Raw genomic sequence first — 22,614 nt, forward strand, 5'->3', positions numbered from 1 at the left:
TTGACGGGGAGGATCAAGGTGCGGCCATCTCCGCGCCCGCCGCAAGAAGGCCGGGGCCGTGAACCTCGGCAGCGCGGCTCGCGACGAACAACCATCATCGCCGCGAACGTCGCGCCGGCTGAGGTTGCCCATGCCGATCGTCAGAATCCTCATCGTCCTGCTCGCGCTCGCTTCGCCGGCGTTGGCGCAGGATGGCGCTCGTGATGCCGCCGCTGCGGGTGAAGCCGCGCGGATGTTCCGGGCCTATGTCGAAGGCGTGGCGAGAAAGGGAGAGCGTCCCGACCTGACCCGGCCGGAGACCACCGCGCTGCTCGGCCGCGTGTTCGATGTTGGAGCCCTGGAGGCGTTGCCGCCGGCGAAGGCGAGCGACATGAGCTGGCTGATGGACTGGATGGACGCCGCCAACGCGACCTCCAAGCTGTTCGCGCTCTATGGCGCGAAGCCGGGGGCGCAGCCCGATCTTGCGGCGCTCCAGCGCAACATGACCGAGTATGGCGACCAGTACGCGGCGGCGATGAACTTTGCCATCCGCGGCATGGCGCGCGAGGCGGTTGCGGGCCAGCTGTTCATGGCGAGCCTCGCGCCGGAGCAGCGCACCCGTATCCGCCAGGATGGATTTACGGGCTTCCGCCGGAGCGCCGCCGAATTCATCCTGGGCACCGTCTGCGCGGCGATCCAGGGCGCGGGCAAATCCGCCAACGCGCGTCTGGTCGCCGCCGCCATCCGCGACACGCGCGAGGTCTGGGCGAGCTTCCTGCTGCCACAGGATCGAGCCCGTGTGCTCGAGCAGCTTGCCGACCTTCCCAGATGGGCACCGGACGAGACGGCGCGAACCGATCTCGCCGCCTTCACGGCCGTGCTGCGAGCGGTGAATTGAGCCCCGGCGCCGGCTTACGAGCGTGCGTCGCCTGCTCGAAGGCATAGGCCAGCCGCAGCAGCTTGTGCTCACTCCAGGCTCTCCCTGCGAAGGCGACGCCGAGCGGATAATCGGGCGTGTCCTTGCCCTCCGTTGTCCCCGAGACGATGCCGCCCGGCACCATGACGCTGGGATAGCCTGCCTTGGCGGCAATCGCGGCGCCCGTGGCGCCGGCGAACAGCACGGCGTCGAGCTTGTGCTGGTTCATGTAAGCATCCATGCCGCGCGTCTTGGCCGAGAGCAGGTCCATGGCACGTGCCGACTTGTACTCACGCTCGCTCAAATCGCCCCTGGTCAAGTCAGCGGCCAGGAAATGGTCCTGACCGAAGCGCAACGCCTTCCCCGCGTTCGCTTCGTTGAAGGCTATGACGTCGCTGATGGTCTTGATGTCCGTGCCGGTCGCCCAATCCCTCAAATAGAGGTTGAGATCGTGCTTCAGCTCGTAAAGGAAGACGACCGGCGGCCTCGCGATGGTGCCCTTGTGCGCGCTCAGCGGATTGCGGTTGAGCACGGCCATGGTCGTGCCCGGCCCGCCGATCCAGCCCAGCGTCGGCATGTTGGCGCGGACGATGACGGCGCCGATATTCTCCAGCACCTTGATCGTCTCGGTCATCAACTTGACCCAGTCGGGCGGCAGCTTGCCGTAATAGCAATCGTTCAAGGGATCGGTGGGGTCGCTCGGCACGCCGATGCGCGCGCCCTTGATAGCGTCGGCGGCAAGGCCCGCGGTGAAGTCGACGGGCCGCCGCTGCTTCTGCGTCGCCGGATCGAGCGGATCCCTGGCGGCCAGCACGTTCAGCAGCAGCGCCGCGTCGCGCACGGTGCGCGTCATCGGCCCCGCGGTGTCCTGACTGTGCGCGAGCGGCAGGATGCCGGCGCGGCTGATCAGTCCGACCGTCGGCTTCACAGTGACGAGACCATTCTGGCTGGCGGGGAAAAGCAACGAGCCCGAGGTCTCGGTGCCGATCGACGCCGCACACAGGCCGGCCGCCACCGCGACCGCCGACCCCGAGCTCGATCCGCCTGGCTGCACGACCGGGATGCCGTGTTCGTCCGCCAGCGCCGGCGCGTAAGGGTTCTTCACCTGACCGCCTAGCGACGAATAGCCCGAGGGCATGTCGACCGCGAGCATGTTGGCGAACTCCGTCAGGTTCGCCTTGCCGAGGATCACCGCACCGGCGTCGCGCAGCAGCTTGACGAGGGTCGCGTCGTCCCTGGCGCGCGCGTCTTCCAGCGCCAGCGAGCCGGCCGTGGTCGGCTGCTTGTCGCCAGTGGCGATGTTGTCCTTCAACAGTATAGGCACGCCGGCCAGCGGCCGCCCGACCGATGGCTTGATGTCGTCCAGCTCGACCGCGATCGCGCGCGCATCGGGATTGAGCGCGCGGACGGAATTGAGCGCGGGGCCGTTGCGGTCGTAGGCCTCGATGCGCGCGAGATAAAGTTCGGCCAGCGCGCTGGCGGTGAGCTGCCCGCCGGCCAAGGCGTCGACGATCTCGCTCAACGGCGCGTGCTCGGGCGCCAGCGCGGCCGGCCCCTCCGTGCCGGCGACAATCGGAGCGCGGCGGGCATCGCCGCGGATCGGCTGGTCCATCTGTCCTCTCGGGCGGCTTGCGACGATTATGCTACCAATGGTAGCATTGAGCTCGGTTGCGCGGCAAGCCGATTGCCGGTCACGCGGCGCAGGCGTGAGATTTCGATCTTTCCAGCGGCTTCAGTTGAGCGATCCATGGAGTGCACGATCCGGCCCGCGCGCGAAGACGATGCCGATGGCATCAGCGAGGTCATTTTGCATGCGCTGCGCGAGACGAACGCAAAGGACTACACGGACGAGATTATCGAACGGGTCGGGCGCAGCTTCAGTCCGGATGCCGTCAGGCAGCTGATAGGCAAACGTACAGTCTTCGCCGCCGGCATCGGCAGCCGCATCGTCGGAACGGCAAGCCTTGATGGAAGCGTCGTCCGCACCGTCGAGGCTCTGCGGCAGCAGGGCACGATAAAGGCCGTTCTCGATCAGCGCGGCGACGACGGCCGGCGTCAGCCGCCGCGTCCGCTCGATCTCATCTGCTTCGCCCGCAATCAGCGGGGCCAGCGCCCGGGCACGTTCGACGAGACCAACTCCGGGAGTTGCGTTCATGCGCGTTTCCTCGCCCATTCTGCCGTGAGCGGTGAGATGCGCGATGGTGGTCTATTTGGCGGGGAGGATCAAGGTTCGGAACGGCGGTTCACTTCGCTTCAACCGCCGCATTCAGAGAACCTGCAAATCTCATCCATCGACATAGGCGGCCAGTTCGTCCGGCGTTCCCGTGGGAAAGGCATCTTTGAGATAATCGAGGAAGGCGGATACACGAGCGCTCAGCAGTCGTCGCGATGGGTAGAGTGCCCATAAGGCGATCTCCGGTCCATCGACGTCGCCCCAATGCACCAGCGTGCCGGCCGCGAGATCGTGACTCACGAGCGACACAGGCAATCGACCGGCGCCCACACCTGCCCGCACTGCATCGCGAACCATGACAAGCGACGACAAGCGAAGAACCGGATCAACTTTAATTCGCGGTGGTCCAGCCGGTGCCGTCATCTCCCAGATCGCGGTCTGGTCGCTCGCCCCGCGCACCACCACGGGAACAGTGATATCGCCCGCGGGTAGAGCAAGTTTCGGGCTTGCGACGACCACCAGCCGATCGCGCAGGAAAACTCGTCCGACGAGGTTCTCATCCGGATTCGGATTGACCCGGATCACGAGGTCATAACCTTCCTCCACCATGTCGACGGCCCGGTCTTCCGTCGTGATCTCGAGCCGGACCTCCGGATATCTGAGCGCGAACCCGGCGGCGAGCTTGCCCATGGCGGTTTGCGAGATGAGCAATGGCGCGCTGATCCGCAAACTGCCCCGCGGCTTGTCTCCACCTGAAGCGATCGCGGTTGCCGTCTCGTCAAGCTCGGCGAGCAATGCCGTCGTCCGCTCGAACAGCGCCCGGCCTTCCTCGGTGAGCTTCAGCAAGCGTGCTCCGCGCTCGAAAAGGCGCAGATCGAGGCTGCTCTCCAGTTCCGCCACCCGGCGGGAAAGCGTTGCTTTTGGGCGCCCGGCAGCCCGGGCGGCCCGTCCGAACCCTCCGTGCCGGGCCACGAGGTTGAAATCGGCAAGTCCGAGCAGGTCCATTCGTTCCACCAGTAAGACAGTCTGTCCAAATATACCATCTATTGGTTCGAATTTGGATCGCTAGTTTCCGGGTGTCTTCCAACCCCAAACCGGAGTGATCCCCATGACCATCCTCGTTACCGGCGCCACAGGCGCTGTCGGCCGCCAGGTCGTCGAACAGCTCGTCAAGCGCGGTGCCGACGTGCGCGCGCTCGTCCGCGATCCCGCGAAAGCCAGCTTCCCAGCAGGCGTCACGGTCGCGCAAGGCGATCTGCTCGACGTCGATGCGCTTCGCGACGCTCTCGCAGGTGTCTCCACCTTATTTCTGCTCAACGCAGTCGTGCCGGATGAATTCACGCAGGCGCTGATCACGCTTAACCTGGCCCGCGAGGCCGGCGTTGAACGGGTCGTCTATCTCTCGGTGATCCACAGCGACCTCTACGTGAACGTGCCACACTTCGCGGGCAAGTTCGGCGTCGAGCGGATGATCGAGCAGATGGGCTTCAATGCCACCATCCTGCGCCCAGCCTACTTCATGCAGAACGAACTCACGATCAAGGACGTGGTGACCGGATACGGCGTCTACCCGATGCCGATCGGCAGCAAAGGCCTCGCCATGATCGACGTGCGCGACATCGGCGAGATCGCAGCCCTCGAGCTGGTTCACCGCGAGCAGGCCGCAGGACCGCTGCCGCTGGACCGCATCAATCTCGTCGGCCCCCACACGCTGACCGGCGCGGATGTCGCCGGCATCTGGTCGGACGTGCTGGGGCGCGCGATCGCCTATGGCGGCGACGATACTGCCAGCTTCGAGAAGAATCTCAGGCAGTTCATGCCGGGCTGGATGGCGTTCGACATGCGGCTGATGAGCGAACGCTTCCTCACCGATGGAATGATCCCCGACGCGGGCGACGTCGAACGCTTGACGGCGCTTCTGGGCCGCCCCTTGCGCTCCTATCGCGACTTCGTGTCCGGGATCGTGGCCTCGGCCTGAGGCACGAGCGCGCTCCAACCACGACGACAAGGAATTCCATCATGATCAGTTCTGCGGATGATAATGCAAAGGCCCCATTGAAGGTGCTGGTTCTTGGAGCAACCGGCCCTACCGGGCGTCGGATCGTCAGCCAGGCTCTGGCGCGAGGACATCAAGTGACCGCGCTCGTGCGGTCACCCGGGAAGGCGGGCGAGCCGAGCGGCGCAAGAGTCGTCGTTGGAGACGCTCGCGACGAGAAAGCATTGCGTGAGGCCGTCTCTGGCCAGGACGTCGTCGTCAACGCGCTCGGTACCCCAGCGAGCCTATTCCGCGAAGTGACGCTGCTCTCGACGGCGACGCGCGCGCTCGTGAACGCGATGAAGGCCGAGCAAGTCTTCCGGCTGGTCTGCATCACAGGGATCGGCGCGGGAGACAGTGCCGGCCATGGCGGCTTCGTCTTTGACCGCGTGATTTTCCCGCTGCTTCTGCGCAAGGTTTATGCCGACAAGAACCGGCAGGAAGCGATCGTCAGAAACAGCGGGCTCGACTGGATTCTCGTTCGCCCCGCCGTCCTGAACGACAAGTCCGGCCGCGGCGCGATCCGGGCGCTCACGGATCTCGGCGGCTTCAATGGCGGAGCCATCTCGCGAGAAGATGTTGCGGCATTCGTGCTGGACCAAATGCAGGTCGACACCTGGCTGCATCGTTCGCCGTTGATCACGTGGTGAGCGCGTGATCAACGGTTGGCCGTTGCGCGTTGCCTCCTCACGCCGCAGCGCGGCCCAGGTCGAGCGATGGCCTGCGTTTCGTCGGGAAGCTCAGCGCCACCGCGACGGCGGCGAGGCCGATCGCGAAGGAGCCGACGTGCAGCCATGTGTAGCGCTGGAAATTGTCGAACACGAGTCCGCCGGCCCACGGCCCGAGCGCCATGCCGAGGCTGGCGAAGGCCGACACCGCGCCGAACACGGTGCCCATGATGCGCGCGCCGAAGAATTCGCGGACCAGCACCGCATAGAGCGGCATCACCCCGCCATAGGCGAGGCCGAACACCACCGACAGCGCGTAGAATTCGCCGAGCTGAGCGACCGCAAGATAGGTCGCGATGCACATCGCCTGCACGAGGAGGCCGCCGACCAGCACGGGCTTCGCGCCGATGCGGTCGGCGAGCGCGCCCAGCAGCAGGCGGCCGCCGAGGCCTGAGACGCCGGCGACGCTGTAGACCGTCACCGCCGTGAGCGGAGCGATGCCGCAGACCATCGCATAGGACACCATGTGGAAGATCGGGCCGGAATGCGCCGCGCAGCAGGCGAAATGTGCCGCGGCGAGCGCGATGAATTGCGGCGTGCGCAGTGCCTGCGCCGCGGTCAGCTCGACCTCCGGCGCTGAGTCTGCACCGTCGGCGCCCGCCGCCACCGGCGCCGGACGCACCAGGAAGCAGGCGGGGATCAGCAGCGCCCACGCGGCGATGCCGATCACCAGCATCGCGGTGCGCCAGTCATAGGCCGTGATCAGCCAGCTCGCGGTCGGCGCGATCGTCACCGGCGACACGCCCATGCCGGCGGAGACCAGCGCCACCGCAAGGCTGCGGTTGGTCTCGATCCACGCGCTCGCGAGCGCCATCATCGGTGCGTAGAAGCTGCCGGCCGCAATGCCGATCAGCACACCGAAGCAAAGCTGGAACTGCCACAGGCTCGTCGCCTGGCTCGCAGTGACGAGACCGAGTCCCAGCAGAACGCTTCCCGCGAGAACCACGATGCGGGTGCCGAACCGGTCCGACAGCGTGCCCCACAGGAACGCGGCAAATCCCATGCAGAGGAAATCCAGCGTCGCCGCCGCCGAGACGCCGGCGCGCGACCAGCCCATCGCTTCCGATATCGGCTGCAAAAACACCGCCAGCGACAGCATCGTGCCGAACCCGACACACGTCATCAGCGCACCCGCGGCGACAACGACCCAGCCATAGTCGAAGCGTGACGGCTTGCTCATGCGTTTCCTCGGCGCTGTTGGCTTTGTTGGTGATGCGCGCGGGGATGGTGGCCTATCGGAGGGCGGAGGGCAAGGCTGGGTGTTGAGCGCGCTTCCGTCGCCATGCAGCCGGCCGCGGCGGCATGGCGGTCTATTTGGTGTGGTGATTAGCGACTGTCCTTCCAGGATCGCACAAATAGCGCATCCCAGAACGACCAGCATATGACTTAGTCATTCGCGATCAGCGCGGCCGGAGCGGGCCCACAGTCACGATTTGCTCGCGCGCCCGCTCATTCACTCGCGCAAACTCCTCCATGACGCGTCTGAACAATCCCGGATCGATTGACGCGATCAGGCCATGATCCGGCGTATCCAGATCGGGAAAGTAGTCCTTGTGGATCGGAAAGATGCGCGCGGACGCGCGTATCGATGAAGAATGCGGAGCTGTTCTTGTTCTGACGCGCCCTGTCCAATGGGACCTGGATGATTCCGATCGGCAGACTGTCGCCGAACTTCCTGCCGTACGCCGGCGCCGGGTGTCCCAGCATCTTGGAGGCGTCGATTGCAGAAAACGCGCCGATGATGATCGCCGCGTGCCGCGTCCGTGCGGGAATGTCGGGAGTCTCGGCGAACGGAAAGTAACTCCAGACCATGTCGCCGCGTCGGAAGGGCGGGGCCATTCAGGCCTCACTGGAAAAGTGAGCGCCTGAATGCGTAGTCCTCATCGCTTTCGTCGGCGTCGCGATGGAGCTCACAATTCTCGAGCGAGAGCGGCGGCATTTTCGAGAAATCCTGCACCACCTCGACGTAGTCCAGATGGCGGCGCATGACCTCCTCGACGAGTTCTTTCACGCTTACATTGTCCAGCCGAGCAACGCGCGAAGCCTTGTCGTAAAGTTCATCGTCGAGATGTACCGTGATGTCGGCCATGACAGGTTTCCGGTGAGGGCAGCTGAACCTACTTGGCAATAGCGGGCCTTGCCGCCGCATTAAAGGTGCCGCCAATCCCGCCGCCGCTGACGGTGGCCGCCAGGGCCCTGCGATCGCGGGCGGCGCGACGATGACACTCTATCCCTGTTTTGCCCGACGGGACAGATTGATTTCGTAAATTCGAAAAAACGCAATGCCGCCAAGGGCGCGGCTACTGTGCATGGGGTTGTTTTCGCGTTTTTGTTTGCCAGGCCCCCGACCAAAACGCAAATGCCCGGGACGAGCCCGGGCATGACGGCGGCTGATGTGACTGTGAAAGCTAGCCCCCTCAGCTATCCACCTTCAGCGCGGCAATGAAAGCTTCCTGCGGGATGTCGACCTTGCCGAACTGCCGCATCTTCTTCTTGCCTTCCTTCTGCTTCTCCAGAAGCTTGCGCTTACGCGTGATGTCGCCGCCGTAGCACTTTGCGGTGACGTCCTTGCGCAGCGCGCGGACCGTCTCGCGGGCGATCACCTTGCCGCCGATCGCCGCCTGGATGGGGATCTGGAACATGTGCGGCGGGATCAGCTCTTTCATCTTCTCGACCATGGCGCGGCCGCGCCCCTCCGCGCGGGTGCGATGGACCAGCATCGAGAGCGCGTCGACCGGTTCGTTGTTGACGAGGATCTGCATCTTGACGAGGTCGGCCGGCTTGTAGTCGGTGAGATGATAGTCGAACGAGGCGTAGCCCTTGGAGACGGACTTGAGCCGGTCGTAGAAGTCGAACACCACCTCGTTGAGCGGCAAATCGTATTTCACCATGGCGCGGGAGCCGACATAGGTCAGCTCTTTCTGCGAGCCGCGGCGGTCCTGGCACAGCTTCAGCACGCTGCCGAGATATTCGTCGGGCGTCATGATCGTGGCCTCGATCCAGGGCTCCTGGATCTCGGCGATCTTGACCACGTCGGGCATGTCGACGGGATTGTGGATCTCGATCTCGGTGCCGTCGGTCAGCTTCATCTTGTAGATGACGCTCGGCGCCGTCGCGATCAGATTGAGATCGAACTCGCGCGACAGCCGCTCCTGGATGATCTCGAGGTGCAACAGGCCGAGGAAGCCGCAGCGGAAGCCGAAGCCGAGTGCGGCCGACGTTTCCATCTCGAACGAGAAGCTGGCGTCGTTGAGGCGCAGCTTGCCCATGGCGCCGCGCAACGTTTCGAAATCGTCGGCGTCGACCGGGAACAGGCCGCAGAACACCACCGGGATGGCCGGCTTGAAGCCCGGCAGCATCTCCGTCACCGGCTTCCTGTCGTCGGTGATGGTGTCGCCGACGCGGGTGTCGGCGACTTCCTTGATCGCGGCGGTGATGAAGCCGATCTCGCCGGGGCCGAGCTCGTCGACCTGCTGCATCTTCGGCGTGAAGAAGCCGACGCGTTCGACGTCATAGGCGGCGCCCGTACCCATCATGCGCACGCGGCTGCCCTTCTTCATGACGCCGTCGACGACACGGATGAGAACGACGACGCCGAGATAGACGTCGTACCAGCTGTCGACCAGCAGCGCCTTCAAGGTCGCATTGCGGTCGCCCTTCGGCGGCGGCAGGCGGGTGACGATGGCTTCCAGTACGTCCGGCACGCCGAGGCCGGTCTTGGCCGAGATCATCACCGCGTCGGAGGCATCGATACCGATGACGTCCTCGATCTGCTGCTTGATCTTCTCGGGCTCGGCCGCGGGAAGGTCGACCTTGTTCAGGACCGGGACGATCTCGTGATTGTTGTCGAGCGCCTGGTAGACGTTGGCAAGCGTCTGCGCCTCGACGCCCTGGCTGGCGTCGACCACCAGCAGGGAACCTTCGCAGGCCGCCAGCGACCGCGAGACTTCGTAGGCGAAGTCGACATGGCCGGGCGTGTCCATCAGGTTGAAGATGTAGTCCTTGCCGTCCTTGGCGCGATACTGCAGGCGCACGGTTTGCGCCTTGATGGTGATGCCGCGCTCGCGCTCGATGTCCATGGAATCGAGCACCTGCTCCTTGCCCGCCATCTCGCGGTCGGAGAGGCCGCCGGTCATCTGGATCAGGCGGTCGGCCAGCGTCGATTTGCCATGGTCGATATGGGCGACGATGGAGAAATTGCGGATGTTGGAAATGGGGACGGTCGTCATGGGCGCGGGATACCACTCACATCCCCGTGCGGCAACCATATTGCTGTAATTTCAGGGCCTTTCTTCACGCCAAGCTGATTCCACGATGGGCCAAAACGCGCTAGGCAAGCGCCCATGTCGACCACGTCTCTTCCCACCCCTGGAGTGCGCACGAAGGCCCGCCCGAGCTTTGCCCGCTTCCGGGCCTGGCTGGTTGCCTGCGCGGTCCGCCCCGAGGCGAGATTGTGGCTGGTGATCCAGCTCGCCATCCTGCATGCGGTGCTCTGGACCTTCATCCTGATCAATCTGAAGGCAGCGCAGGACGTTCACATGGACGTCGCAGAAGCCTATGGCTGGGGCCAGAAATTCCTGTGGGGCTATGGCAAGCACCCGCCGCTGTCGGGCTGGGTCGCCGGGCTCTGGTTCAAGCTGTTCCCGGCGGCGGACTGGGCGACCTATGCGCTGGCGATGGCGACGGTCAGCGCCGGCATGGTGATCTGCTGGCTGGTTGCCTTGCGCGTGGTGGATGCGCGGCGCGCGTTCTTGGTCGTGGTGATGGTCGCGCTCTACCCGATCTTCAATTTCAAGGGGTTCAAGTACAACCCGGATCTGCTCCAGCTCGTCACGTTGCCGCTGCTGGTGCTCGCTTATCTCAACGCGTTCGAGAAGCGGAGCTGGCAGTCCGGCGTCCTGCTCGGCCTTGCCGGCGCGCTGGCGCTGATGACCAAATATTGGGTGCTGACCATGATCGGCGCCATCGGGCTTGCCGCGCTGATCCATCCGGAGCGGATGAGATTTTTGGGTTCGCCGGCGCCGTGGGCCGCGATCGCGACGATGGTCGTGGCGATGATCCCGCACGTGGTCTGGCTGGCCGAGGCGCATTTCGTGCCGCTGACCTATGCCGGCGACACCTACAGCCTCGCGGACAGCGGCCAGGTGCATCAGCTCGTCACCGGCTACATGCTGCATAATCTCGGACTGCTGGCATTGCCGGTGGCGCTGGCCGGGCTCGCGATGGCGCTGGTGCCGCCGTGGATGACGTTGCTCGTGCGAGCACCCCTGCGCATCGTCACGCGCGCCTGGGCGCGCGGCGCCAATCCTGGCGTCAATGTCTCGCAGGCGCTGAACGTGTGGATGATCCAGATCATCGTCGCATTCGGCCCGCCGCTCGGCGCGCTGGTCTTCGGCGTCTACCTGAAGACCGATTGGGGCATCTCGCTGTTCTTCCTGGTGCCGCTCGCGCTGGTCGCGATTCCGGCGCTGCGGGTGCAGGGCGCGAGCCTGTTCAACATCGCCGCGATCTGGCTCGTGCTCAGCGTTGCCACGCTCGCCGCCTCGCCCTGGATCGCCGCGCGCGAGATGACGGCCAATGCCGGCAACACGGCGACCTATGGCGCGCGCTCGGAGCTCGCACGCGAGCTGACCCAGGCCTGGCACGCGCGCTTCGCCTCGCGCTGGGCGGTCGTTGCGGGGACGATGGAAACGATCCAGCCGATGGTGTTCTACAGCCCCGATCACCCCAGCCCGTTCACGCCGAACGAGGCGTGGGCGTCGGGGCTGACCTCGCTCGACGACGTCAAGAGATACGGCTTCATCGGCGTAGTCGATGCGACCGACGAACGCCTGCCCAAGTTCGAGAAGTGGGTTTCGGAGGTCGCGCCGAACGCCGAGCGCATCGTCATGACCACGCGCCGCTTCACCCACGGCAAGGCCGGCCCGGCGATGAGCTGGAACGTCTACATCGCGCCGCCGGCGAAGTGATTGCGGCGTTCTCGGTCTCGTAGGGTGGGCAAAGGCGCGAAGCGCCGTGCCCACCATCTCGCGCTGATCGCAGAAAAGTCGTGGGCACGCTTCGCTTTGCCCACCCTACGGCAACCGAGCGCGCGGCTCAGATCCCTTCCTCGTTGAACTTGCTTTCGACGAGCTCGGTGATCGCCGCGAGCGCAGCTTCCGCGTCGGTGCCGGCGGCGGCCACGGTGATCGTCGTGCCCGGTCCTGCGGCAAGCATCATCAGGCCCATGATCGAGGTGCCGCCGACGGTCTCGCCGCCGCGCGTCACCCAGACCTGCGCATCGAAGCGCTCGACGGCCTGGACGAATTTCGCGGAGGCTCGCGCATGCAGGCCGCGCTTGTTGATGATCAGGAGGTCCTTGGAGATCGCGCCCGCGGGCACGCCTGTCCCCGCTTGTGGCGCCTCGTCGCTCATTTGCCGGCGAGCACGCGGCTGGCGATGGTGACGTATTTGCGGCCTGCTTCCTGGGCCATCGCGATCGCGTCGGGCAGCGGACGCTCCTCGCGCACCTTGGCGAGCTTGACCAGCATGGGCAGGTTGATGCCCGCGAGCACTTCGACCTTGGGCCGGCTCATGCAGGATATTGCAAGGTTCGACGGCGTGCCGCCGAACATGTCGGTGAGGATTGCAACGCCGTCGCCGGAATCGACGCGGTTAACCGCCTCGATGATGTCACTTCGGCAGAGATCAGAATCATCTTCGGCGCCGATCGTGATCGCTTCGATTTGCTTTTGTGGGCCCATGACATGTTCAAGCGCTGCCTTGAATTCGTCGGCAAGGCGCCCGTGGGTCACAAGTACTAGACCAATCATCGGAAAACTCCTCGCGGGCGCTTTTGGTGCACCGCACGAACGCGCCACTTTGACCATCCAGAGCCCCTGCGCAAGAGGGGATGTTGCGTATCTCCCTGAATCTAGACGGATGGATGAGGGGAGCTGCGCCGGTCTATTCGGTCGCGATAGTGGGGTTCATATGGTTACCATTTCCCTTCAAACAATCGCCTGAGGGGTTAACGGAAGATGAACTCTTGGTAGTGGTCAAGGCCGCGACAACCAGTGGGAGGGGTGAATATCCGCGGCCAACCGGGATTCGCGGTATTTCGACACCGGAAATGAGGGTTTTCAGCGAATCCGTCGCAGGCAGGCGCTCGGCGTCCGCGGCATCCAGATCGACCACGAGACCCACGGTCGCATGCTCCACGAAGTCGAAGCGGCGGATCCCGAGGCCCCGAATCTCGATCAGGCCAGCCAATACCGGCGCGGGGCGGACTTCAATTTCATCGCCGACTGTCGCCAGATGGACACGGTCATCCCCGACCAGAACGGCCCTTTCGACCACGCCCGAGCGTCCGGCCATGATCAAATCAAAGGCAAGGCGCGACTTGCCGCAGCCCGAGGGACCGCGGATCAGCACCGCCCGTTGTCCGATCTTGACTGCGGAGGCGTGAACGCTCGGCCCGACTTCGTTCAAGCTGCCTTCTTTCAAGCTGCCTTGGCTCATAGCGCCGGCAGCCTCACCACGAAGCGCGCGCCGGTGATCGTCGGCACGCCCTCGTCATCCGGCGGGCCTGCACGGTTCTCGGCCCAGATGCGCCCGCCATGGGCGTCGATGATCTGCTTGGAGATCGACAGGCCGAGGCCGGAGTTCTGGCCAAAACCCTGATGCGGACGGTCGGTGTAGAAGCGCTCGAAGATGCGTTCCAGCGCGTCGTCGCGAATGCCGGGGCCGTCATCGTCGACCACGATCTCGATCTCCCCGCGCGCGCGGCGGCAGGTGAGGCGCACCTTGCTGCCGGGTTCGGAGAACGACTGCGCGTTGGAGAGCAGGTTGGAGACCACTTGCCCGAGCCGTGAATCGTGACCGCTCACGGCGAAGGTGTCGGTCGGGCTGCGGCCCTCGAAGCGCGTCTCGACCGCGACGTCGTGGCCGAGCTTGGTCTCGTTGGCGACGGACACCAGCGTCGTCAGCAGGCGGCGCAAATCGACCGGGATCGCATCCTGGCGCTGCAATTCGGCATCGAGGCGGCTGGCGTCGGAGATGTCGGAGATCAGGCGGTCGAGCCGCTTGACGTCGTGCTCGATTACCTCGAGCAGGCGCGCGCGGCTGTTCTCGTTGCGCGCCAGCGGCAGCGTTTCGACCGCCGAGCGCAGCGAGGTCAGCGGGTTCTTCAATTCGTGGGCGACGTCGGCGGCGAACATCTCGATCGCCTCGATGCGGCTGTAGAGCGCGCTCGTCATGTCGCGCAGGGCGCCGGAGAGATGGCCGATCTCGTCGCGGCGGCGGGTGAAATCGGGGATCTCGATGCGGGCCTTGATGCGGCGGCGGACGCGCTCGGCGCTGTCGGCAAGCCGGCGCACGGGCCCGGCGATCGTGCTCGCGAGCAGCAGCGACAGCATGATCATGACGGCGGCCGCGACGCCGCCGACTTTCAGGATGGCGAGGCGTTCGGCAGTGACCATCTGGTCGATGTCGTCGCCTTGCGTCGACAGCATCAGCGCGCCGTGGATCGCGCGCGAGCGCAGCACGGGGACCGCGACCGAGACGATCACCTCGCCGCGGGCATTGACCCGCACCATCGAGCGCTTCTGGCCCTGGAGCGCATCGCCCACCTCGGCATAGCCGTTGCCGTTCTCGGGGCCGAGCTCGCGATAAAGCGGCAGGTCGCCGCGGTTGAGCCAGGTGCGCACCGCGACCATGCCGCGCTCGACGAAGCCGGGCTTCTCCGCCGGCGGCGGCAGGTCGAGGCGCAGCACGTTTTCGAGGTTGCGGCTGTCGAGCAGCAGGCTGCCGTTCGGATCGTAGATGCGGGCGCGCGTCTTGGTCGGCGAGATCAGCGTGCGCAGCACCGGCGCCACGCGCTCCGGGTTGATCGGGAAGTCCAGCGGCGAATACTCGTCCGAGCCGCCATAGGTCTCGCCCGGCTTGAGGTCGAGCAGCCGGTCGGGATCGATGGTGATGGCGTTGGTCTGCACCGTGGCGGAGGCCGCGATCGCGCCGGCGATGATCTCGGCCTGCACCAGCAGGCTCTGCGCCCGCGCGTCGATCAGTCCGGCGCGAAATTGCGACAGATACAGGATGCTCGCCACCAGCGCGACGAGGCCGGCGAGGTTGAGCGAGACGATGCGGCGGGTCAGGCTGGAGAAGGACAGCGCGAAGAAGAATTGCCCGGCGCGCTTGAGCCAGTTCAGCGGTCGGAAGCCCTGCGGCTTGTCTTCGACAAACTGCCCCTGAACGCCGTCGGATGCGACGTCGCCGGCGCTCTGGTTGGGATCAGGCTGCGTTCGGTCTAGCAATGCTTACGCCCGTGTTAGGACGGCGTTGAGAAGGTCCCCACACCTTAGAGCGATCCCGGTCCCGATGGAATCAGAACCGGCGATGCTCGTCGTCGTTCGTAAAGGCGCCTCGCCCCTCAGGCTTCCTTGAAGCGGTAGCCGACGCCGTAGAGCGTCTCGATCATCTCGAACTCGTTGTCGACCACCTTGAACTTCTTGCGCAGCCGCTTGATGTGGCTGTCGATGGTGCGGTCGTCGACATAGACCTGGTCGTCATAGGCGGCGTCCATCAGCGCGTTGCGGCTCTTCACCACGCCGGGCCGGGTCGCGAGCGCCTGCAGGATCAGGAATTCGGTGACGGTCAGGGTCACCGGCTCGTTCTTCCAGGTGCAGGTATGCCGTTCCGGATCCATGCGCAAAAGGCCGCGGTCGAGCGCCTTGGCGTCGTTCTCCTTCGGCGCGACGGTCGGATCCTTCGGCGCCGAGCGGCGCAGCACCGCCTTGACGCGCTCGACCAGCAGGCGCTGCGAAAACGGTTTGCGGATGAAATCGTCGGCGCCCATCTTGAGGCCGAACAGCTCGTCGATCTCCTCGTCCTTGGAGGTCAGGAAGATCACCGGCAGGTCGGACTTCTGCCTGAGCCGGCGCAGCGTCTCCATGCCGTCCATGCGCGGCATCTTGATGTCGAGGATCGCAAGATCGGGCTGGGTGGTGCGGAAACCGTCAAGCGCGGAAGCGCCGTCGGTGTAGGTCATGATGCGGTAGCCTTCGGCTTCCAGCGCGATCGAGACGGATGTGAGAATGTTGCGGTCGTCGTCGACCAAAGCGATTGTGGGCATGAGCCTCTGCTTTCTGCTTTCCGTTTGGGTCGTGGCTTGAAACGGCGAGCAATCCACTGATGCGCCGCATACATGGGTGCCGATGTCGGCGTTCGAACCTTGTCACCGAGCAATGCAAGCTGGGCTGAAGTGTGACCAAGTTCCCCGAAACACGGCAGATCCGCCGCATGTCGACCCATAACCGGGCCCCCGTTTACCCGAAAAAAGGCCCCCCTTGCAACCACCTGAGCCGAGAAAGCCGATGCAACCGACCCCTGATTTCGACCCCGCAAAGCTCGCCAAATCCCTGCTGCGGCGATCGCGGCAGGGGGCGCTGGCAACTCTCATGGCCGGCAGCGGCGACCCCTATTGTTCCCTGGTCAATCTGGCCAGCCATCCCGACGGCTCGCCCATCCTGCTGATCTCGGGCCTCGCCGTGCATACAAGGAACCTTCTCGCCGACAGCAGGGTCTCCCTGATGCTGGACGAGCGGGCGGCAGGCGATCCGCTGGAAGGCGCCCGGATCATGCTGTCCGGCCGGGCGGAGCAGGCCGATGCCGAGAAGGATTTGCTCCAGCGACGGTATCTTAGTGCCCATCCGTCGGCGGAAGGCTTTGTTTCCTTTAAGGATTTCTCTTTCTTCCGGCTCCGCCCCACGGGAACCCATCTGGTCGCCGGCTTCGGCCGGATCGTCGATCTCAAGCCCGCCCAGTTCCTCACAGACCTCACCGGCGCCGAGGATCTGCTGGCGGCGGAGGCGGGGGCTGTCGAACACATGAATGCCGATCATCGCGACGCCATGGGCCTCTATGCGACCAAACTCCTTGGCGCTGCCGCGGGGGACTGGCGCTGCACCGGCTACGATCCGGAAGGCCTCGACATGCAGGACGGCCAGAACACGCTGCGACTCGACTTCCCGGAGCGGGTGACCGACGGCACATCGCTGCGCAAGATGCTGGTCCGCCTCGCTGGCGAAGCACGCATGAAGATGGACTAGAACGCAACAATTTGAACGCCGCACCCCATCGCTGCGACCCAAGACGATCAGGTCTTAAGGCTCGCAGCGAGGGTTCATGACGCGTCGTCGTTTGGCATTGGCTGCGGGTCTGGCGCTCGCGATCGCCACGTCGCTTGCCACGCCCGGCCTTGCCCAGAAGAGCGATCTGTCGGCACAGAGCGGGCGCATCAATGCGCTCCGAAGCGCCGGCAAATATGCGGAGGCGCTGCCGCTGGGGCAGGCCATGGTGGCCTCGCTCGAGAAGACCAGCAACAACCGCGACCTCGCCGCGGCGCTCAACAATCTCGGGCAGATTTACGCCGACCAGGGCCACGACGATCAGGCCGAGCCGCTTTACAAACGCGCCATCGCGCTGATGGAGAAAGGGACCGGTCAGGGCAGCGTCGAGATCGCGCCGCTCCTGAACAATCTTGCGGCGCTCTATCAGCGGCAGAGCCGCTTCACCGAAGCCGAACCGCTGTTCAAGCGTGCGCTGGCCGTTCGCGAAAAGGCGCTGTCGCGCGAGCATCCCGATGTCGGCCAGGCCCTCAACAATCTCGCCACGCTTTACGTGAAGCAGGAGCATTTTGCCGACGCCGAACCGCTGTTTCAGCGTGCCCTCGCGATCTATCAGAAGGCCGCCGGGCCCGAGCATCCCGCGGTTGCCACGGTCCTGAACAATCTCGGCCAGGTCGATCGCGACCTCAACCGCGATGCCGACGCCGAAGCGCCGATCAAGCGCTCGCTCGCGATCCGCGAAAAGGTGCTGGGGCCGGATCATCCCGACGTGGCGCGCTCGCTCAACAATCTCGCCGGGCTCTACGAGCATCAGCAGCGCTATTCCGAGGCCGAGCCGCTCTATCGCCGCGCGCTTGCCATCCGTGAGCGTGCACTCGGGGTGGATCATCCCGATGTCATGACCTCGACCAGCAATCTCGCTTATTTCCTTCAGGTGTCGGGCCGTACCGCCGACGCCTTGCCGTTTGCGCAGAAGACGCTTGCCGCCAACCGCGCGCAGCTGCGCACCGTGCTGCCGGTTCTGTTCGCTGCGCGCCAGCAAACTCTGCTGGCGAGCGACAAGGCGCTGGATGACGCCCTCGGCGCGATTCAGCGCGGCACGCAATCTTCCGCCGCCTCTGCCGTGAACAAGCTCGCGGTGCGATTGGCCGCCGGCAGCGACCGGCTCGCCGAGCTGGTGCGCCGGGATCAGGATCTCGCGGCCGAGGCCGAGGCGCTCGACAAGGCGATCATCACGGCGGTGTCGAAGCAATCGGCGCAGCGCGACGTCGCAGCCGAGCAACGCAGCCGCGCGCGGATCGCTGCGATCGCAAGCGAGCGTGCGGGCCTGCAGAAGACGCTCACGCTCGAGTTTCCCGACTACGCCTCGCTCTCGAACCCGCTGCCGCTGGCGGTGAAGGACATCCAGCCGCTGCTGTCGGCCGATGAGGCGATGGTGATCTATTCCGTCGTCGACAAGCGAAGCTATGTCATCGCGATCACGCGCGATGGTGCCGACTGGAAGGAGATCTCGCTCGGCGCGGACGCGATGGCGCGGAAGGTCTCGGCGTTCCGCAGGGGACTGGATGTCGGCAAGGCGCGCGATGCCCCCGGCAAATCTGGGCTGTTCGATCTTGCGCTCGCGAACGAGCTCTATGTCGCGCTGCTCGGCCCGGTCGAGGCGCTGACGAAGGACAAGCGCAACCTCCTGGTCGTGCCATCGGCAGCGCTGACCGCATTGCCGTTTCATCTGCTGGTGACGGAGAAGCCGCAGGCTGCGATTCCGGACAGGCTCGAAGGTTATCGCGACGCCGCCTGGCTGCTGCGGCGTCAGGCCGTCTCGGTGCTGCCGTCGGTGATCAGCCTGAAATCGTTGCGTGCCTTCGCGCGCAGGGATCAGGGCGCGAAGCCGATGACCGGCTTCGGCGATCCCGTTTTCAATCCCGCGCTGGAAGGACCCGCCGACCGTCGCGCCGCAGGCGGCAAGGTTGCTGCGCGCAGCATTGCGACGATTGCCTATACCGATTTCTGGCGCGGCGCCGGGGTCGACCGCGCGCGGCTCGCGCAGGCGCTGCCGCAACTGCCCGATACCGCCGATGAGCTCAACGCGGTGGCGAGAGACGTCGGCGCCACTGATGCCGACATCCATCTCGGACGCGATGCCAGCGAAACGACGCTGAAGCGTGCAGTGCTTGCTCAATACGGCATCATCTACTTTGCCACCCACGGCCTCGTTGCCGGCGACGTCAAGGGACTGGGCGAGCCCTCGCTTGCATTGTCCATTCCCGATCAGCCGTCTGAGCTCGACGACGGCCTTCTGACCGCGAGCGAGGTGGCCCAGCTCAAGCTCAACGCCGATTGGGTGGTGCTGTCCGCCTGCAACACCATCGCCGGCGACAAGCCCGGCGCCGAGGCGCTGTCGGGATTGGCGCGCTCTTTCTTCTATGCCGGTGCCCGCGCGCTGCTGGTCTCGCATTGGGCCGTGGATTCGGAAGCCGCCACCCGCCTCACCACATCGACATTCGAGCTGCTCAAGAACGAACCAAAAATCGGTCGCGCCGAAGCCTTGCGCCGCGCGATGTTAACGTTTGTCGACGACACCTCGTCACCGCGCAACGCCTACCCGGCGATGTGGGGACCGTTCGCGCTCATCGGCGAAGGCGAGGTACGATAAGCCGGCAGCCGGAATTGTGCGTCGCAAAAACCTTGATCAACGCCGAATTCCGCATTTGGTTGCGCGATCATTCGTGATTTTTTGATGCAGCTGCTCAGAGCTGACATGCGCGACGTTTGGCGCGGTCCTTGAATAAACCAAATCCTGCGGGATCAGCTTGGCAACGCCAGCGTTCATCATTATTAGGTCGCCCAGCCGAGGCTGGTTGGCCTATAAATCACGGTGACCGCGATGGTGCTGAAGTTCTGGTCGCGCTGAATGTCGCGGGTTCTAGGAGGATTTTTTCGTGCAAGAGACGGGCGTGCGCAACGGTGCCTTTGGCGCCGACAAGTTCGGTTTAAAGAATCTCAAGCAGGTTCACTGGAACCTCGGTGCGCCGCAACTCTATCAATACTCGCTCACTGCGGGCGAGGCGGTGCTGTCCGCTGACGGTGCACTCTGCGCCGACACCGGCGAGTTCACCGGGCGCAGCCCGAAGGACAAGTTCACGGTGCGTGACGCCACCACCGACAAGAAGATGTGGTGGGCCGGCAACCAGTCGATCACCGCAGAGCAGTTCGAGACGCTCTATCAGGACTTCCTCAAGCACGCCGAAGGCAAGAAGCTGTTCGCGCAGGACCTCTATGGCGGCGCCGACCCGGCCTACCGGATCAAGACGCGCGTCTTCACCGAGCTCGCCTGGCACTCGCTGTTCATCCGCACCCTGCTGATCCGCCCCGAGGCGGTCGAGCTGCCGACCTTCGTGCCGGAGCTCACCATCATCGACATGCCGAGCTTCCGCGCCGATCCCAAACGGCACGGCTGCAAGTCGGAGAACGTCGTCGCGATCGATTTCGCCCGCAAGATCGTCCTGATCGGCGGGTCTTATTATGCCGGCGAGATGAAGAAGTCGGTTTTCACCACGCTGAACTATTATCTGCCCGAGCGCGGCGTGATGCCGATGCATTGCTCGGCCAATGTCGGCGCCAAGGGCGACGCGGCGATCTTCTTCGGCCTGTCCGGCACCGGCAAGACCACGCTGTCGGCCGATCCGAACCGCACGCTGATCGGCGATGACGAGCACGGCTGGGGCCCGAACGGCGTCTTCAACTTCGAAGGCGGCTGCTACGCCAAGTGCATCAAGCTGTCGCAGGAAGCCGAGCCCGAGATCTTCGCGGCCTCGACCCGCTTCGGCGCGGTGCTCGAGAACTGCGTGCTCGACGAAGATACCCGCGTGGTGGATTTCGACGACGGCTCCAAGACCGAGAACACGCGCTCGGCCTATCCGCTCGACTTCATCCCGAACGCCTCGCGCACCGGCCGCGCGCCGCAGCCGAAGAACGTGGTGATGCTCGCCGCCGACGCCTTCGGCGTGCTGCCGCCGATCGCCAAGCTCTCGCCGGCGCAGGCGATGTATCACTTCCTGTCCGGCTATACCGCGAAGGTCGCGGGCACCGAGCGCGGTCTCGGCAACGAGCCGCAGCCGGAATTCTCGACCTGCTTCGGCTCGCCCTTCCTGCCGCTCGACCCGTCCGTCTACGGCAACATGCTGCGCGACCTCATCGCCCAGCACAATGTCGATTGCTGGCTGGTCAACACGGGCTGGACCGGCGGCAAATACGGTGTCGGCTCGCGCATGCCGATCAAGGTGACGCGCGCGCTGCTCACCGCCGCGCTCGACGGCTCGCTTCGCAACGTCGAATTCCGCACTGACAAATATTTCGGCTTCGCGGTCCCGACCGCGCTGCCCGGCGTGCCGGCCGAGATCCTCAACCCGGTCAACACCTGGAAGGACAAGGACGAGTTCGACAAGACCGCTCGCGCGCTGGTCGGCATGTTCCAGAAGAACTTTGCTAAGTTCGAAGCCCAGGTGGACGCCGAAGTGCGCGCCGCCGCGCCGGACGTGAAGCTCGCTGCGGAGTAAGTTCTCGCAAGATGTGATTGACGAGAAAGGGCGGCTTCATCAGCCGCCCTTTCTTTTTACGGCCTGAGCATCGTCAGGCTGCCTAGCCCGTGCATTGCTTGCGATATTCTGCGGGAGTCATACTCATGTGCCGGCGAAAGATCCGGTTGAGATGGCTCTGGTCGGAGAATCCGCTCAACAGGGCGATCTCCTTCAACGCCAGGCGGTCCTTGCGCAGATGTTCGCAGGCGCGCTCCACCTTGCGGGTGAGGACATAGCTGTGCGGCCGCATGCCATAATGTGCCTGGAATTTGCGGGCGAACTGCACCGGCGTGCAGTTGCAGATGTTGGCCAGTTCGTCGAGCGTGATGTTCCGGGAAATGTTCTGCTCGATATAATCCTCGATCATTCGCGCATGCGCCGGCCTGAAGGGCCCTTGCGCACAGGGCATCTTGAACTGCACTGAGGCGTATTTTCGCAGGATGTGAATGCTCGCCTGAAGTGCCATGGCATCGTAGCAGAGCCGGCCGCCCGGACCTCCTGCGGAAACCTCCTGCACCATCTGGTCAGCAATCCAGGTCAGGACTGGATCCTCGATCCTGAGCAGATCATGAAGCTCGACGCTTTCGGTATCCCGGTCAAAAGCCTCGCTCGCGGTCTTCGCCATGAGCCTGGGCGAGATGTAGAGATGACTGACTTCGATGTCATGGGACCATCGCCAGTTCGAGGCTTCGGCCCGCGTCAGCAGTGTGGTGACGCCGCGGCCGACCCGATCCTGCTTCCAGGATCCGGTCACGCGGCGCTTCATCGCCGTGGTGCCTTCGCGATAGATCACGATCAGAAAGTTATCGGATGGCGGCACCCAGATGTCGGAGGGCGCATAGCGGAACACGCGCAGCCGAAAATCGGCTTTTCCGACCGCCGAACTGTCCAGCATCATTTCGCCGGGAGCATAGCGTGGCAGCTCCTCGACCGTGATGAACTGCCCCATCGCGCGAGCCTCCTCCCTGGAGTTTTGGCATGGTCGACTGCTTGTTGTTCTCATTGGCCGATCGGCAAGGCAGCAGCATAGGCCGGATTTGCCATTTGCCAAGCGAGCTCGGGCGAGGTCGGCGCCGGCCTCGGGCTTCATTCAAAGGATTG

19 protein-coding genes and 1 pseudogene are annotated in these 22,614 nt (G+C 64.8%); 7 read left to right on the forward strand and 13 right to left on the reverse strand.

The features are described 5' to 3' along the window. Positions 1–130: 130 nt before the first annotated feature. Positions 131–877, forward strand: a complete 747-nt coding sequence (locus tag GGD66_RS15080; RefSeq protein ID WP_183258236.1) for a hypothetical protein — start codon at positions 131–133, stop codon at positions 875–877. Here GGD66_RS15080 and GGD66_RS15085 read toward each other — a convergent pair. The 3 genes and pseudogenes from GGD66_RS15085 to GGD66_RS15095 all read right to left on the reverse strand — a co-directional run bounded on the left by GGD66_RS15085 (position 849) and on the right by GGD66_RS15095 (position 4,073). Next, positions 849–2,507, reverse strand: coding sequence for an amidase family protein (locus GGD66_RS15085; protein WP_183258237.1), 1,659 nt, complete (start codon positions 2,505–2,507; stop codon positions 849–851). The genes GGD66_RS15080 and GGD66_RS15085 overlap by 29 nt on opposite strands. A 366-nt stretch (positions 2,508–2,873) precedes the next feature. Next, positions 2,874–3,050: pseudogene (locus GGD66_RS15090) on the reverse strand (acyl-CoA dehydrogenase); the annotation flags it as partial. Between the two features lie 129 nt (positions 3,051–3,179). Beyond that, positions 3,180–4,073: a LysR family transcriptional regulator gene (locus tag GGD66_RS15095; protein ID WP_092261229.1), complete on the reverse strand. Its 894-nt coding sequence runs from the start codon at positions 4,071–4,073 to the stop codon at positions 3,180–3,182. Positions 4,074–4,176: 103 nt separating this feature from the next. Between GGD66_RS15095 and GGD66_RS15100 the strand changes: the two genes are divergently transcribed. Next, positions 4,177–5,046 carry an SDR family oxidoreductase gene (locus tag GGD66_RS15100; protein ID WP_092261228.1) on the forward strand — a complete coding sequence of 290 codons (870 nt, stop codon included), beginning with the start codon at positions 4,177–4,179 and terminating at the stop codon, positions 5,044–5,046. 41 nt (positions 5,047–5,087) lie between these two features. Next, positions 5,088–5,753: an NAD(P)-dependent oxidoreductase gene (locus tag GGD66_RS15105; RefSeq protein ID WP_092261227.1), complete on the forward strand. Its 666-nt coding sequence runs from the start codon at positions 5,088–5,090 to the stop codon at positions 5,751–5,753. A gap of 37 nt (positions 5,754–5,790) precedes the next feature. Here GGD66_RS15105 and GGD66_RS15110 read toward each other — a convergent pair whose 3' ends face one another. From GGD66_RS15110 to lepA, 4 genes are all read right to left on the reverse strand, one after another. After that, positions 5,791–7,011: an MFS transporter gene (locus tag GGD66_RS15110; protein ID WP_183258238.1), complete on the reverse strand. Its 1,221-nt coding sequence runs from the start codon at positions 7,009–7,011 to the stop codon at positions 5,791–5,793. A gap of 269 nt (positions 7,012–7,280) precedes the next feature. Further along, a complete protein-coding gene (locus GGD66_RS15115; RefSeq protein ID WP_183258239.1) occupies positions 7,281–7,670 on the reverse strand; it encodes a hypothetical protein in 390 nt (129 codons plus the stop codon). Positions 7,671–7,677: 7 nt separating this feature from the next. Continuing rightward, a complete protein-coding gene (locus GGD66_RS15120; RefSeq protein ID WP_183258240.1) occupies positions 7,678–7,920 on the reverse strand; it encodes a hypothetical protein in 243 nt (80 codons plus the stop codon). Between the two features lie 328 nt (positions 7,921–8,248). Then, positions 8,249–10,060: a translation elongation factor 4 gene (gene lepA / locus GGD66_RS15125; RefSeq protein ID WP_026201664.1), complete on the reverse strand. Its 1,812-nt coding sequence runs from the start codon at positions 10,058–10,060 to the stop codon at positions 8,249–8,251. 114 nt (positions 10,061–10,174) lie between these two features. On the opposite strand from lepA, the gene GGD66_RS15130 reads away from it, so the two are divergent. Beyond that, on the forward strand, positions 10,175–11,800 hold the full coding sequence (locus tag GGD66_RS15130; protein WP_183258241.1) for a glycosyltransferase family 39 protein: 1,626 nt from the start codon (positions 10,175–10,177) through the stop codon (positions 11,798–11,800). A 127-nt stretch (positions 11,801–11,927) separates the two neighbouring features. Here GGD66_RS15130 and GGD66_RS15135 read toward each other — a convergent pair whose 3' ends face one another. From GGD66_RS15135 to GGD66_RS15155, 5 genes are all read right to left on the reverse strand, one after another. Beyond that, on the reverse strand, positions 11,928–12,245 hold the full coding sequence (locus tag GGD66_RS15135; protein ID WP_018316388.1) for an HPr family phosphocarrier protein: 318 nt from the start codon (positions 12,243–12,245) through the stop codon (positions 11,928–11,930). Further along, positions 12,242–12,643: a PTS sugar transporter subunit IIA gene (locus GGD66_RS15140; RefSeq protein WP_007597752.1), complete on the reverse strand. Its 402-nt coding sequence runs from the start codon at positions 12,641–12,643 to the stop codon at positions 12,242–12,244. Before GGD66_RS15140 ends, GGD66_RS15135 begins: the two co-directional genes overlap by 4 nt. A 133-nt stretch (positions 12,644–12,776) precedes the next feature. Further along, positions 12,777–13,301, reverse strand: a complete 525-nt coding sequence (locus GGD66_RS15145; protein ID WP_183258370.1) for an HPr kinase/phosphorylase — start codon at positions 13,299–13,301, stop codon at positions 12,777–12,779. Positions 13,302–13,327: 26 nt separating this feature from the next. Next, positions 13,328–15,124, reverse strand: coding sequence for a sensor histidine kinase (locus GGD66_RS15150; RefSeq protein WP_183258242.1), 1,797 nt, complete (start codon positions 15,122–15,124; stop codon positions 13,328–13,330). A 116-nt stretch (positions 15,125–15,240) separates the two neighbouring features. Then, positions 15,241–15,942, reverse strand: a complete 702-nt coding sequence (locus GGD66_RS15155) for a response regulator transcription factor (RefSeq protein ID WP_008542552.1) — start codon at positions 15,940–15,942, stop codon at positions 15,241–15,243. Positions 15,943–16,183: 241 nt separating this feature from the next. Here GGD66_RS15155 and GGD66_RS15160 point away from each other — a divergent pair, with 241 nt between their 5' ends. From GGD66_RS15160 to GGD66_RS15170, 3 genes are all read left to right on the forward strand, one after another. Continuing rightward, the gene (locus tag GGD66_RS15160) at positions 16,184–16,918 is read left to right on the forward strand and encodes a HugZ family protein (protein ID WP_183258243.1); all 735 of its coding nucleotides are present in this window, start codon (positions 16,184–16,186) and stop codon (positions 16,916–16,918) included. A 76-nt stretch (positions 16,919–16,994) separates the two neighbouring features. Further along, positions 16,995–19,589, forward strand: coding sequence for a CHAT domain-containing tetratricopeptide repeat protein (locus GGD66_RS15165; protein WP_183258244.1), 2,595 nt, complete (start codon positions 16,995–16,997; stop codon positions 19,587–19,589). Between the two features lie 286 nt (positions 19,590–19,875). Next, a complete protein-coding gene (locus GGD66_RS15170; RefSeq protein ID WP_183236737.1) occupies positions 19,876–21,492 on the forward strand; it encodes a phosphoenolpyruvate carboxykinase in 1,617 nt (538 codons plus the stop codon). Positions 21,493–21,574: 82 nt separating this feature from the next. Here GGD66_RS15170 and GGD66_RS15175 read toward each other — a convergent pair whose 3' ends face one another. Further along, a complete protein-coding gene (locus tag GGD66_RS15175) occupies positions 21,575–22,603 on the reverse strand; it encodes a helix-turn-helix domain-containing protein (RefSeq protein ID WP_246788895.1) in 1,029 nt (342 codons plus the stop codon). Between the last annotated feature and the right edge of the window lie 11 nt (positions 22,604–22,614).

The organism is Bradyrhizobium sp. CIR48 (assembly GCF_014198315.1).
Taxonomy (GTDB): Bacteria; Pseudomonadota; Alphaproteobacteria; order Rhizobiales; family Xanthobacteraceae; genus Bradyrhizobium.

What these genes read in the sequence shown, in the direction of transcription:
- GGD66_RS15080 (WP_183258236.1), top strand. Translation starts at nt 131, where the DNA reads ATGCCGATCGTCAGAATCCTCATCGTCCTGCTCGCGCTCGCTTCGCCG.
- GGD66_RS15085 (WP_183258237.1), bottom strand. Translation starts at nt 2,507, where the DNA reads ATGGACCAGCCGATCCGCGGCGATGCCCGCCGCGCTCCGATTGTCGCC.
- GGD66_RS15095 (WP_092261229.1), bottom strand. Translation starts at nt 4,073, where the DNA reads ATGGACCTGCTCGGACTTGCCGATTTCAACCTCGTGGCCCGGCACGGA.
- GGD66_RS15100 (WP_092261228.1), top strand. Translation starts at nt 4,177, where the DNA reads ATGACCATCCTCGTTACCGGCGCCACAGGCGCTGTCGGCCGCCAGGTC.
- GGD66_RS15105 (WP_092261227.1), top strand. Translation starts at nt 5,088, where the DNA reads ATGATCAGTTCTGCGGATGATAATGCAAAGGCCCCATTGAAGGTGCTG.
- GGD66_RS15110 (WP_183258238.1), bottom strand. Translation starts at nt 7,011, where the DNA reads ATGAGCAAGCCGTCACGCTTCGACTATGGCTGGGTCGTTGTCGCCGCG.
- GGD66_RS15115 (WP_183258239.1), bottom strand. Translation starts at nt 7,670, where the DNA reads ATGGCCCCGCCCTTCCGACGCGGCGACATGGTCTGGAGTTACTTTCCG.
- GGD66_RS15120 (WP_183258240.1), bottom strand. Translation starts at nt 7,920, where the DNA reads ATGGCCGACATCACGGTACATCTCGACGATGAACTTTACGACAAGGCT.
- lepA (WP_026201664.1), bottom strand. Translation starts at nt 10,060, where the DNA reads ATGACGACCGTCCCCATTTCCAACATCCGCAATTTCTCCATCGTCGCC.
- GGD66_RS15130 (WP_183258241.1), top strand. Translation starts at nt 10,175, where the DNA reads ATGTCGACCACGTCTCTTCCCACCCCTGGAGTGCGCACGAAGGCCCGC.
- GGD66_RS15135 (WP_018316388.1), bottom strand. Translation starts at nt 12,245, where the DNA reads ATGAGCGACGAGGCGCCACAAGCGGGGACAGGCGTGCCCGCGGGCGCG.
- GGD66_RS15140 (WP_007597752.1), bottom strand. Translation starts at nt 12,643, where the DNA reads ATGATTGGTCTAGTACTTGTGACCCACGGGCGCCTTGCCGACGAATTC.
- GGD66_RS15155 (WP_008542552.1), bottom strand. Translation starts at nt 15,942, where the DNA reads ATGCCCACAATCGCTTTGGTCGACGACGACCGCAACATTCTCACATCC.
- GGD66_RS15160 (WP_183258243.1), top strand. Translation starts at nt 16,184, where the DNA reads ATGCAACCGACCCCTGATTTCGACCCCGCAAAGCTCGCCAAATCCCTG.
- GGD66_RS15165 (WP_183258244.1), top strand. Translation starts at nt 16,995, where the DNA reads ATGACGCGTCGTCGTTTGGCATTGGCTGCGGGTCTGGCGCTCGCGATC.
- GGD66_RS15175 (WP_246788895.1), bottom strand. Translation starts at nt 22,603, where the DNA reads ATGAAGCCCGAGGCCGGCGCCGACCTCGCCCGAGCTCGCTTGGCAAAT.